Source organism: Amycolatopsis sp. NPDC004079, from assembly GCF_040610415.1.
GTDB lineage: Bacteria > Actinomycetota > Actinomycetes > Mycobacteriales > Pseudonocardiaceae > Amycolatopsis > Amycolatopsis halotolerans.
In genome coordinates this window covers 1-12,011 of the sequence record NZ_JBEXMH010000063.1, presented here as the reverse complement: position 1 = coordinate 12,011, position 12,011 = coordinate 1, and the positions used below count along the sequence as shown (strand labels likewise).

General features: G+C 70.5%; 9 protein-coding genes and 1 other RNA gene. 8 read left to right on the top strand and 2 right to left on the bottom strand.

All coding sequences use genetic code 11. The features are described 5' to 3' along the window. Nucleotides 1-121: 121 nt before the first annotated feature. From ABZX37_RS40020 to ABZX37_RS40010, 3 genes are all read left to right on the top strand, one after another. Nucleotides 122-874, top strand: a complete 753-nt coding sequence (locus ABZX37_RS40020) for a response regulator transcription factor (protein WP_043834561.1) — start codon at nucleotides 122-124, stop codon at nucleotides 872-874. Continuing rightward, the gene (locus tag ABZX37_RS40015) at nucleotides 849-2,336 is read left to right on the top strand and encodes an ATP-binding protein (RefSeq protein ID WP_354748704.1); all 1,488 of its coding nucleotides are present in this window, start codon (nucleotides 849-851) and stop codon (nucleotides 2,334-2,336) included. The genes ABZX37_RS40020 and ABZX37_RS40015 overlap by 26 nt, the downstream gene beginning before the upstream one ends. 108 nt (nucleotides 2,337-2,444) lie before the next feature. After that, nucleotides 2,445-4,199: a glycosyltransferase family 39 protein gene (locus ABZX37_RS40010; RefSeq protein ID WP_354748702.1), complete on the top strand. Its 1,755-nt coding sequence runs from the start codon at nucleotides 2,445-2,447 to the stop codon at nucleotides 4,197-4,199. Here the strand turns inward: ABZX37_RS40010 and ABZX37_RS40005 are convergent. Beyond that, nucleotides 4,186-5,091 carry a serine/threonine dehydratase gene (locus tag ABZX37_RS40005; protein WP_354748700.1) on the bottom strand — a complete coding sequence of 302 codons (906 nt, stop codon included), beginning with the start codon at nucleotides 5,089-5,091 and terminating at the stop codon, nucleotides 4,186-4,188. The genes ABZX37_RS40010 and ABZX37_RS40005 overlap by 14 nt on opposite strands. A 261-nt stretch (nucleotides 5,092-5,352) precedes the next feature. On the opposite strand from ABZX37_RS40005, the gene ABZX37_RS40000 reads away from it, so the two are divergent. From ABZX37_RS40000 to ffs, 4 genes are all read left to right on the top strand, one after another. Beyond that, nucleotides 5,353-7,707 carry a sensor histidine kinase gene (locus tag ABZX37_RS40000; protein ID WP_354748698.1) on the top strand — a complete coding sequence of 785 codons (2,355 nt, stop codon included), beginning with the start codon at nucleotides 5,353-5,355 and terminating at the stop codon, nucleotides 7,705-7,707. After that, nucleotides 7,704-8,123: a roadblock/LC7 domain-containing protein gene (locus ABZX37_RS39995; protein ID WP_009084595.1), complete on the top strand. Its 420-nt coding sequence runs from the start codon at nucleotides 7,704-7,706 to the stop codon at nucleotides 8,121-8,123. The genes ABZX37_RS40000 and ABZX37_RS39995 overlap by 4 nt, the downstream gene beginning before the upstream one ends. A gap of 3 nt (nucleotides 8,124-8,126) precedes the next feature. After that, the gene (locus ABZX37_RS39990) at nucleotides 8,127-8,621 is read left to right on the top strand and encodes an ATP/GTP-binding protein (RefSeq protein WP_354748696.1); all 495 of its coding nucleotides are present in this window, start codon (nucleotides 8,127-8,129) and stop codon (nucleotides 8,619-8,621) included. Nucleotides 8,622-8,626: 5 nt separating this feature from the next. Next, nucleotides 8,627-8,726, top strand: an RNA gene (ffs, locus tag ABZX37_RS39985) — signal recognition particle sRNA small type. Nucleotides 8,727-8,745: 19 nt separating this feature from the next. On the opposite strand, the gene ABZX37_RS39980 is transcribed toward ffs, so the two are convergent. Beyond that, entirely contained in the window at nucleotides 8,746-9,555 is an 810-nt protein-coding gene (locus tag ABZX37_RS39980) for a fused MFS/spermidine synthase (protein ID WP_354748761.1), read from the bottom strand. An 87-nt stretch (nucleotides 9,556-9,642) separates the two neighbouring features. On the opposite strand from ABZX37_RS39980, the gene ABZX37_RS39975 reads away from it, so the two are divergent. Next, nucleotides 9,643-11,739 (top strand): DNA polymerase III subunit gamma and tau, encoded by a 2,097-nt coding sequence (locus ABZX37_RS39975; RefSeq protein ID WP_354748694.1) that lies wholly within the window; start codon nucleotides 9,643-9,645, stop codon nucleotides 11,737-11,739. Nucleotides 11,740-12,011 lie beyond the last annotated feature (272 nt).

The following is a 12,011-nucleotide window of genomic DNA, read 5'->3' as shown; positions in this document are numbered from 1 at the left end:
CGCTGTGCGGAAGCTGTGCCGGACGTGGGGGACACCTGTGCGCCCATGCGGGGGAACACCGCACAGGAAACGCACAGCCGGGGCACAGCTCGACCTGAAGGCTGGCCCCGAAGATGGCACCATGAGCAGTGTGAACGCCGCATCTGCCGGCCGGGGCAAGGCCGAACTGCGCCGCGCGGACGGCAGCCCGGTCCGTGTGCTGGTCGTCGACGACGAATCGACGCTGGCCGAACTCGTGTCGATGGCCCTGCGGATGGAGGGCTGGGAGGTGCGCAGCGCGGGCACCGGAGCCGAGGCGGTGCGCGTCGGCCGCGATTTCCGGCCGGACGCCGTGGTGCTCGACGTGATGCTGCCCGATTTCGACGGGCTCGAGGTGCTGCGCCGGATGCGCGCCGAAACGCCTTATCTGCCCGTTCTTTTCCTTACCGCGAAAGACGCGGTGGAGGATCGGATCGCCGGGCTCACCGCGGGCGGCGACGACTACGTGACCAAGCCGTTCAGCCTCGAAGAGGTGGCGTTGCGGCTGCGCGCGCTGCTGCGCCGGGCGGGCGGCGTTTCCGGGTCGACCGGGTCGCAGCTCGTGGTCGGCGATTTGACGCTGGACGAGGACAGCCGCGAGGTGCACCGCGGCGGCGACCTGGTGCCGCTCACCGCGACCGAGTTCGAATTGCTGCGCTACCTGATGCGCAACCCGCGCCGGGTGCTGTCGAAGGCGCAGATCCTCGACCGCGTGTGGAGCTACGATTTCGGCGGCCAGGCCAATATCGTCGAGCTGTACATTTCCTACCTCCGCAAGAAAATCGACGCCGATCGGGAACCGATGATCCACACCATGCGCGGCGCCGGGTATGTCCTCAAACCCGCCGCGGGCTGAGCGCCGCCGTCCGTGGTCGTTGCGCCGCCGGCTGATCATGCAGCTGGCGGCGCTGCTCGCGCTGGTCTGCGTCGTGGTCGGCGTGGTCACCGAACTCGCGTTGAACAGTTTTCTCGTCGGGCAGCTCGACGTACAGCTGGCGGCGGCGAGCGATCGCGGGTTCCGGCACGGCGTGCCGCGGCCGCCCATCAACGGCACCGGCAAGGTGCCGCCGGATCCGCTGCGCGTGCTCGGCCAGCCCGAGGGGACGCTCAGCCTGACCGTGCACGACGGAAACGTGAACGGGCAGGTGATCGGCCCGCTCGGCCTCGTTCAGCTGACGACGGAGCAGGAACGGGTTTTGCTCGTGCTCGCGCCGAACGGCCAGCGCCGTACAGTCGAGCTTCCCGGGAATCTCGGGAAATACCGCGTGGTCTCGACGTATTCGCCGCGCGGCGAGTTCACCGTGATCGGGTTGCCGATGACTCGGGTCACGGAAACGTTGTGGCGGTTGGGGTTCATCTTCGGCGGCGTCGCGCTCGGCGGCATTCTCGTCGCCGGGTTCGCCGGCGCGGTCACGATCCGGCGCACGATGGCTCCGCTGGACCGGCTCGCCGCCACCGCTTCCCGGGTTTCCGAACTGCCGCTGGACCGCGGCGAGGTCGCGCTGTCCGAGCGAGTGCCCGAAGTGGACACTGACCCGCGAACCGAGGTCGGCAAGGTCGGTTCGGCGATCAACCGGATGCTGGGCCATATCGCCGAGGCGCTCGCCGCCCGCCAAGCCAGCGAAAGCCGGGTGCGGCAGTTCGTCGCGGACGCGAGCCACGAATTGCGCACGCCGCTCGCCGCGATTCGCGGGTACGCGGAATTGACCCGGCGCAGCGGCGAACAGGTGCCGCCGGACATCGCGTTCGCGATGAGCCGGGTGGAATCCGAATCGGCGCGGATGACGACGCTCGTGGAAGATCTGCTGCTGCTCGCCCGGCTCGACTCCGGACGTCCGGTGGTGCACCAGCCGGTCGATTTGTCCCGCCTGGTCGCGGACGCGGTCGCCGATTCGCACGTCGCCGGACCGGAACACAAGTGGCTGCTGGAACTCCCCGGCGAACCCATCGCGGTGCTGGGCGATTCCGGGCAACTGCACCAGGTGGTGCTGAACCTCCTCGGCAATGCCCGTACGCACACGCCCGCGGGCACCACGGTGACGACCGCACTGTCCACACGAGACGGATGGGCCACTTTGTCCGTTGTGGACGATGGGCCGGGAATTCCGCCGGACATCCTGCCCGAGGTATTCGAGCGGTTCGCCCGCGGCGACAATTCCCGTTCGCGCGCTGCCGGGAGTACTGGGCTGGGCCTGGCGATTGTCGCCGCGGTCGTGGCCGCGCATTCCGGGCGGGTGATGGTCACCAGCGGACCGGGACGGACCGAATTCGTCGCTTCTTTCCCGCAATTGCGTGACGGTGGCAACACTGCCTCGTGAGCGATTCACAGCCCGCGCACAGCCCGGACCGTGAGAATCGCGGGCATGACGACTGTCGACGCGCCCGCCATGGTGGGCACGCCACGCTAGGTTCGCCCCGCGGTCGCGGTGTTGCTGCTCGGCACTGCCGCGCTGTATCTCACCAATGTCGCGATTTCCGGCTGGGGCAACGACTTCTACGCGATGGCGGTGCAAGCGGGCACGTGGGACTGGAAAGCGTGGTTCTTCGGCTCGCTTGATCCGGGCAACGTGGTCACCGTCGACAAACCGCCGCTCTCCCTGTGGATGATGGGATTGTCCGGGCGGATCTTCGGATTCTCCAGCTGGAGCATGCTGGTGCCGGACGCGCTGGCGGGCGTGGGCTCGGTGGGCCTGCTGTATCTGGCGGTGCGGCGGCTTTCCGGTCCCGTGGCGGGGCTGCTGGCGGGGTCGTTGCTCGCGCTCACTCCGGTGGCCGCCTTGATGTTCCGGTTCAACAATCCGGACGCGTTCCTCGTGCTGCTCCTCGTCGCTGGTGGCTATTTCCTGGTGCGGGCGCTGGAAAAGGCGAGCACGAAGTGGTTGCTGCTGGCGGGCGTTGCGATCGGTTTCGGATTCCTCGACAAGATGCTTCAGGCGTTCCTGGTGTTGCCCGCCTTCGTGCTCGCGTACGCGGTGGCTGCGCCGACGTCGATGGGACGGCGAGTGTGGCAACTGCTCGCCGCTGCCGGTGCGGTGGTGGTTTCCGCGGGCTGGTGGGTGCTCGCGGTGGCGTTGTGGCCGGTGGCCGATCGGCCGTACATCAGCGGCTCGACGAACAACAGCGTGCTGGAACTGGCCTTCGGGTACAACGGACTCGGCCGGATTTTCGGGCAGTCGCACGGCGGGGACGCGAAACCGAAATTGCCGGAGTTTCCCGGCGCTGAGCATGGCTTTGTCGGCCAAGCGGGCTTGACTCGCTTGTTCACTCAGCAATTCGGCGGCGAGGCGTCCTGGCTGTTGCCCGCGGCGTTGATCGGTCTGGTGGCCGGGTTGTGGTTCACCCGGCGAGCGCCACGCACTGATCGCACGCGGGCGGCGTTGCTGCTGTGGGGTGCCTGGACGGTGATCAGCACGCTCGTGTTCAGCTACATGAGCGGGATCATCCACCCGTATTACACGGTTGCGCTCGCGCCGGGAATCGCCGCCACCGTAGCGATTTCCACGACTGAACTGTGGCGCGGTCGCGCTTACCTGGCACCGCGGGTGGTGCTTGCGGTGATGCTGGCAGCGACAGTCGCGTGGAGTTTTGTGCTGCTGCACCGGACGCCGAACTGGCAGCCGTGGGTGCGGTACACCGTGCTGGTGCTCGGCGTCCTAGGCATGGTCGCGTTGCTGATCGGGACTGCTCGGCGAGTCGTCGCAGGGCTGGCGATCGTGGCTGCGTTGCTGGGGATGGCGTCTTTCACCGTGGCCACCGCGTCGACGGCGCACACCGGCGGAAGTCCGGCGTCCGGGCCGCAAAGCCAGCACAAGGGCCGCACCGGTTTCGGCGGACCGCAACAGTCCAATGTGGAGCTGAATCGGCTGCTGGAGACCACGACGACGAAGTGGGCCGCCGCGGAAACCGGTGCGATGCAGGCCGCCGGGCTGGCGTTGAACAGCGGCAAACCGGTGCTCGCGGTCGGCGGCTTCAGCGGCAGCGACCCCGCGCCGACGCTCGCGCAATTCCAGCAGTACGTGGCGAGCGGCGACATCCACTACTTCGTCGTCTCCGCGCGGGGCGGCCGCGGCGGCCCTGGCGGCAGCCGCGGCACCTCGGGGAAGATCACGACCTGGGTCGAGCAGCATTTCCACGCCACCTCGGTCGGCGGCGCGAAGGTGTACGACCTCACTCAAAGCTGACCGAGATATTGGCTCCGCACAAGACAAAACACGGCAGCTCGGCCGGGATGCGCCCGGCGAGCCAGGCGGCCAGCGGAGCCGCGGCGGCGGGTTCGACGACGAGCCGGAAGTCGCGCCACAGCAGGTCGCGCGCGGCGAGGATCTCGGCGTCGGACACCAGTACGGACGTGACGGACGGCGAGTCGAGGATGCCGAACGCCAACTCGCCGACGCGAGTCGCGCCGAGCGCGGAGGCGGCGACTGAGTCGATGGTGACGTCCACCGGCTCGCCCGCGGCGAGGGCGGCGTGCAGTGCCTGGCAGCGCTCCGGCTCCACCGCGAACACCTGACGGCCGCCGGACGCCAGCGTCGCGCCGGACGCCAACCCGCCGCCGCCCACTGCGACGGCGATGGCGTCGACGTCCGGAGCGTCGGCCACGATCTCCGCGGTCGCGGTTCCTTGGCCAGCGATCACGTCGGCGTCGTCGTACGCGTGCAGGTAGCGGGTGCCGGGTTCCTCGGCGACCGCCAGCGCGGCTGCCGCGGCTTCGGCGTAGGCCGTGCCATGCCGGATGAGCTTCGCGCCCGCCGCTTCGATGCCGGCGGCCTTCGCGTCGGGCACGGACTCCGGCACGTAGACGACGGCGGGAATGCCCAGCGCCTGCGCGGCGGTGGCGACTCCGAGGCCGTGGTTGCCGCCCGACGCCGTGACCACTCGCTTCGGCTTAGGACCGCTGAGCAGGGCGTTCACCGCGCCGCGCAGCTTGAACGAACCGGACCGCTGCAGGTGCTCGAGCTTGAGGACGAGCGGACGACCGTCGATTTCGGTGCGTAACAGCGGCGTCCACCGGACGTGTGGTCGGAGGCGGAGGTGGGCTGCGGCGACGTCGGCGGCGACAGGTGCGGTGCGCATCTTGGCCATTCTCCTCTCGCGCATGCTCCCGTGCGTGCCGCTCGCCGGGAAAACCCCAGCGTGTCAGGGCGCGACACGGTACAAGAGGGCATTGTCTAGATCTTGCGGATCTCGCTAAGCTCTGCGCAGACGTGGGGTGTCCGACCATGTGCGTACCGCGACGAGTACTACTGAGAGTAGTAGCTTCCTGCGGGTGTCCCCGTTCGGTGCACTCCACGCCTCGGTCTCGTCGGGACTCCTCGGGAACGGAAGGTGACGTGGATGCGCGACGGCTCGGCCCGGTCGCACGAATCCGCTGCGCGGCTCCTCGACCGCCTCGGACTCCGCACTGTGCAAGCGCGAGTGACCGTGGTGGTCGTAGCGCCGCTGGTCCTGGTCGTAGCGGCGGCGGTTCCGCTCGTCTTTGCCCAGGTCACCGCCGCGTCGACGGCCGCGACCACTTCGGACACCGCGGCCCGGGCGCAGCGGGCGGGCGGCCTGATCGGACAGTTGCAGCGGGAAAGCCTGCTCACGGCCGCTTTTGTCGCTGACCCGTCGGCCACCGATACGGCGCTCGTCCGGCAGCGGCAGGCGGTGGACAGCGCTGCGCACGGCGTCGCGGAAAGCCTGGTCAGCCCGGGCGGAGCACTGTCGAAACTGCGGCAGAACGTGCTCAACCGTCAGGTTTCCGTAGCTGATGCGGCGTCTGGCTACGATTCCATGTCCGTCGGCGTGATCGACGCGCTGGGACTGGCCACTTCGGACGGCGCCGGTGCCCGGCGGCTCAACGTCCTCGACGCACTCCTGCGCGCGGACGAGCAGCGAGCGGCCCGGGCGACCGCGCTGATCGCGTCCGCTGGAGCTGATCGCGCAGGTCAGCGCGCTGCCGTCTACGGAGAACAGTTCGCCCGGCTGGCCGGGAGCCAGGACGCGGCGCGGCTCGCCGCGGTCGAGACCGGGGCGACGGCTCAACAGTTCGACCGGCTGGCCGCCGCGCCGAGGCAAGACCGGCAGTTTGTGTCCGATGTGGTCACTGCCGGTACTCAACTCGCCGATCAGCGCGGCGCGGTGGAGGCCCGGCTTTCCGGGGCGATCGCCGACGCGGCCGCCGCGGAGTCGTCCAGCGCGACCCGGACGGCGTTCCTCGTCGGCGGCGCCGCGATTGTCCTTTTCGGACTCGTTGCCGCATTGTCCGTGCTGGCCGCGCGATCCGTCGCCAGGCCGCTGCGCCGGCTGAGCGGCCAAGCCCGCTCGACTGCCGATCTCGCCGCCGCTGAATTGGTTCAGGTCGCCGAGCCGGGATCGGGTCCGCCGCAACCGTTGCTGCCCGCTCTCGAAGCCGGCACCGGCGGCGAATTGGCCGAGCTGGCCGCCGCGTTCAACCGGCTCCGCGGTTCCGCGGCGGACGCGGTCACCGAGCAGGCGAACGCGCGCCGCGCCGGGGTCCAGCTGCTCGTCGGAGCGGCCAAGCGCACGCAGAACCTGGTCGCGGGCCAGCGCACGGTGGTCGAGGAATTGACGCGCAGCGCCGACGATCCGGTGTTGCTCGCCGGGCTGCATCGCGTGGAACACGCCGCGCTCCGGCTGCGCCGCACTGCCGACGATCTGCTTGTGGTGACCGGCAATCGCGACGAAACCCGGGTCGGCGGTCCGATCGAACTGGCCACCGCGCTGCGTTCGGCCGCCGCGGAAATCGACGACGAGTCCCGGATCCGGCTCGACGAACTGGCGGAGGCGCTGCTCGCGCCGTCGCTGGGGATCGACCTGGTGCTGCTGTTCGCCGAGTTGCTGGAAAACGCCGCCGCGTTCTCGCCGCCGGAATCCGCGGTCGAGATCTCGACCGAGTTCCAGCCGTCCGGCGATCTGCTGGTGCGCATCGCCGATCACGGCGTCGGGCTGTCCGCGGAACGGCTGGCGCAGGAGAACCGGCGGCTCGCCGAACCGGTCGACGCGGCGTCCGGACAGCAGCTCGGCCTGGCCGTGGTCGGGCGGCTCGCCCAGCGGCATTCGCTGCGCGTCGAACTGGAGTCCACTCCGGACGGTGGCGTGACGGCCCGGGTCTCGGTGCCGCAGGCGCTGTTCACCCGCGACGTCGATTTCCGTCGCGGGCCAGGGCTTTTCGAGCCGGGGCAGGTCCCCGACCCGCGGCCGGTGCTGCTGCCCGCGCCCGCGATCGCCGCGCTGTCCGCGCCGACTCCGGCCGGGTTCCGGTGGTTCATCGACCCGCCGGAACCCGAACCTGAAGAGCCGGAGCAGGCCGGGACACCGGAATGGCCGGAGGCGGAGCCGGAATTCGCCTCGCGCGCCGGAACGCTGGAACTCCCCGAAGAGCCCGAAGAGCCCGAAGAAACTGAAGAGTCCGAAAAGGATACTTCGGAAGCGAAGGACGTCACGGACCCGTCCCCGACGCACCAGTTCACCGTGGTGGCACCGGAATCCCGCGACGGCGTCTACCGCCGCGTCCCCGGTGCCCAGCTGGCCCCCGGTCTCAAACTGCCGCAGATCGTCCGCACCCCGTTGCCGCGCCGCGAATTGCGCGATCCCGCCGCCGAGCGGGCCACCTTCGACTCGTTTTCCGACGGCGTCGCCAAAGCACAGCAAGTCACCGCTCAGCAGGCCGATCAAGGAGGATCATGACCGTTCCCGCCGCCGCGCAGAACTTCAACTGGCTGGTCAACCGCTTCGCGCTGCACACCGCGGGCGCGATCGCAGCGCTCGCCGTGTCCGCGGACGGGCTGCTGATCGCCGCGTCGCAGGACCTCGACCGCGCGGACGCCGACCGGCTCGCGGCGACCTGCTCGGCGATGCTCGCGCTGGCCCAGAGCGTGTCCGAAAGCCATCCCCTCGGCGATCCGGACAAGGTCGTGGTCGAACTGGAACGCGGCTACCTGGTGGTCTGCACCATCAGCATCGGCTGCTCGCTCGGCGTGCTGGCCAACAAGCAGGCCAGCCTCGGCACGATCGCCTACGAGATGGCGATGTTCGCCAACCGCGCGTCCGAAGTCCTTACCCCCGCGCTGGTCGAGGAGTTGAAGAACACCGCGTTCGCCTGACCCGTGAAGATCCTCGTGCTTGGCCCGGCCGGAGCCGGGAAAACGACGGCGGTGCACGCCGTTTCGGAGATCGCGCCGGTGCGCACCGACGCCGGCGAGACCACCGCGGCGCTCGACTTCGGCAGGCTCGGCGAGGGCGAGCGGCGGCGGTACCTGTTCGGCGCGCCAGGGCAGGCCCGGTTCTGGTTCCGCTGGCCGGACCTCGTGCGGGGCGCGGACGCCGTGCTCGTGGTGGTCGATCCGCGCCGGATCGCCGACGCCTACCCGGTGCTCGACGCGGTCGAAGGGCTGCGGCTGCCGTTCGTGGTCGGGGTGAACTGCTTCGACGGCCTGCTCACCCGGCCGCTGCACGACGTGCGCTGGGCGCTGACCGTGCGCGACGGCGTCCCGGTGCATCCGTTCGACGCCCGCGACCCGGCGTCGGTGCGCGAGGTGCTCGACCTCGTCGGGGCCGGGGTGGCGCGGGGGTCGGAGGCGCCGCAACCGAGTCCGCTATAGTCGTCTGCGGGGACCCCCCGTGGCGTCCACCCTGTGAACTTCCCCAGGGCCGGAAGGCAGCAAGGATAAGCGGGCTCTGGCGGGTACGGGGGGAACCCGCTTTTTTTATGCCCTGAACTCGGGTTCAGAACAGGCCGAGGACATCGTCTGGTGGCGTCGGCGAGGGCAACTCTTCCGCGTCGGACACCGATGCGGCCTTCCCCCGAAGCTGACGCAGCTCATCGCCGTGCACCACTCGCGCCGGATACGGCGAGGACGCCGCGCGCCGGGTGAGCTCCGCCGTCGGCAGTTCAAGCCGCGAAGCCGCCAGCACGAGATTGCCGAAACGCCGCCCGCGCAGCACGCTCGGTTCGGCGAGCAGGACGACGTGCGGAAACACCTCCGCCAGCGTCGCGATGAACCGGCGCGCGAACCGCAACCCAGGCCCGTCGGAAATGTTCGCCAGCATCGTGGCGCCCGGCCGCAGCACGCGGGCGACGTCCGTCACGAATTCGACGGTCGCTAAACCGCCAGCCAGCGTCGCGCGTTCGAAGGCATCAATCACGATCAAGTCCGCCGTCGAGTCGTGCCTGCTGCGCACGCCCGCGCGGCCGTCCTCGATCCGCACCCGCAGCTTCGGGACGCTGCGCAGCTCGAGTTGTTCGCGGACCAAGTCGATCAGCGGCTCGTCGGCGTCGAACACCAGTTGCCGCGAGCCCGGTCGCGTCGCGGCGACGTAGCGCGGCAGGGAACAGCCCGCGCCGCCGACGTGCAGCGCGTCGAGCGGACCAGGAGGAAGAAAGTCGACCAGATCGCCGAGCCGGCGCACGTAGTCGAACTCCAGATTCGTCGGGTCGTCCAGATCGACGTAGGACTGCGCCACCCCGTCCACCGAAAGCATCCACGCGTTGGGCCGATCGGCGTCGCGCAGCAGCTCGGCGGTCCCGAACCGCACCGGGTAAGTGCCCGGTCGCGGGCCGCTCGGCGCACGGCCGCGACCGGAACGGGAGGGGCTCACCGTGCTCACTGTAGTCTCGGGCACGTGGCTCTCGCGCTGTACCGGAAGTACCGTCCGGCGACCTTCGCCGAGGTCGTCGGCCAGGAGCATGTGACCGAACCGCTGCGCACGGCGCTGGCCGCCGGGCGCATCAACCACGCGTACCTGTTCTCCGGGCCGCGCGGCTGCGGCAAGACGTCGAGCGCGCGGATCATGGCCCGCTCGCTCAACTGCGTCCAAGGCCCGACCCCGGATCCGTGCGGCGAGTGCAACTCGTGCCGCGCGCTCGCGCCGGAAGGCCCCGGCAGCGTCGACGTCACCGAACTCGACGCGGCCAGCCACGGCGGGGTGGACGACGCCCGCGAACTGCGGGACAAGGCGTTCTACGCGCCCGCCGAATCGCGCTACCGCGTGTTCATCATCGACGAGGCGCACATGGTCACGACGCAGGGCTTCAACGCCCTGCTGAAGATCGTCGAGGAACCGCCAGAGCACCTCATCTTCATCTTCGCGACCACCGAGCCGGACAAGGTGCTCACCACCATCCGCTCGCGGACGCACCACTATCCGTTCCGGCTGATTCCGCCGAGCTCGATGCGGGAACTGCTGGAGCGCAACGTCGCGGCCGAGGGCGCGACGGTCGAACCGGCGGTGTACCCGCTGGTGATCCGCGCTGGCGGCGGTTCTGCTCGCGACACCCAGTCGGTGCTGGACCAGCTGCTTGCCGGAGCCGGTCCGGAAGGCGTCACGTACCCGCGAGCGGTGTCGCTGCTGGGCGTCACGGACACCGCGCTGATCGACGCGGTGGTCGACGGGCTCGCGAACGACAACCCGTCCGAAGTGTTCGGCACCGTCGAGAAACTCGCCGACGCCGGACACGACCCGCGCCGCTTCGCCACCGACCTCCTCGACCGGCTGCGCGACCTGCTGCTGATGCGCGCGGTCCCGGAAGCGGCCGAACGCGGCCTGGTCGCCGCGCCGGACGACGAGCTGAAGCGGATGACCGAGCAGGCCGAGAAGCTCGGCCCGGCCACGTTGTCCCGCTACGCCGACATTGTCCACAGTGGACTTCTCGAGATGCGCGGCGCGACCTCGCCGCGGCTCGTGCTCGAGCTGCTTTGCGCGCGGATGCTGCTGCCGTCGGTCACCGAGGCGGAGAAAGCCTTGCTGGCGCGGATCGAACGGCTCGAGCGACGTCCGGCTGGTGCGCCCGCTCCGGCTGGTCCCGCTGTCGCCCCTGGTCCTGCTCCTGCTCCCGCGCCTAATGCCGGTCCCGCGTCCGCCCCGGCCGCTTCCGCTGCTCCGGCGGAGGCTCCGGCGCGGTTCCAGCGGCCTTCGCAGCGTCCGGCTCAGGAAGCTCCCGCCGCGCCTCCGGCTGTGGAGGCTCCGGCTCGTCCGGCCGCGGAGGAACCCGCGCGTCCGGCTCGGCCGGAGGTCAGCCGTCCGGCCGCTCCCGTTGAAACGCCTGCTCCGGCGGCTGCCGCGCCTGCTCCCGAAGCTCCCGCTCCGGCTGCCTCTGAGGAAGCCCCGGCGGCGGGCGGGATCGACGCGGCCAAGGTGCGCGAGAAGTGGCCGCAACTGCTGGCGTCGCTGCGGAAGTTCACCGGCGGTCGCGCGCTCGAAGCCATGCTCACGCAGGCCGCGGTCGCCGAGGTCGACGGTTCCGCGGTCACGCTGACGCACAAGTCCGAACCGCTCGCCCGGCGGCTGAGCGACCAGGGCAACGCGAGCAAGATCGCGGCCGGGCTGAGCGAGGTGCTCGGCGGCGACTGGCAGGTCCGCTGCGTGCACGGCGCGGCCCCGGCCGCCGCTCCGGCGCGGCAGGCTCCCCGGCAGCAAGCGGCGGCACCGGCTCCGGAACGGTCGTTCACACGTCCGTCCGCATCGGCGCAGGCTCCGGCGCCCGCTGCCGCGCCTCCGGCACCGCCGAAGCCCGCAGCGGAAGCGCCGAGCCGCCCTCGCGTCACGACGAGCGAGCCGGACATCCCGCTCCCGCCCGAACCCTCGGACGAGGACGACGACATCTACTCCGAGGACTCCAGCCCGGTCCCGCCGCCTCCGCCGCCGCCCGCGGAGGAGGACCCGGAGCAGATCGCGCGCAAGCTGCTCTCGGACCACCTCGGCGCGCGTCCGCTGGACTAGCGTTCTCGTGGGTGTTTATGCCGGTTAGAACCGGCACTGCCACTCACGAGGCCGTGCTGCGAGGGGCCCTCTCTCGAACTTGGCTTCCAAAGCCGGGCACCTGGGGCGGCAGCGCCATGCGTGGCGGAGTCGCGTGGCCTTGGCCGCCGCAGCTCTTGCCGCGGGCGGATTTGCCGTCCGTGAGGGGAACCCTGAGGGAATCAGAGTCCCTCAGGGTTCCCCTCACGGACCTCGCCCGGGGCGTCGTCGGTCAGTTACCGCACGAGCCGCAC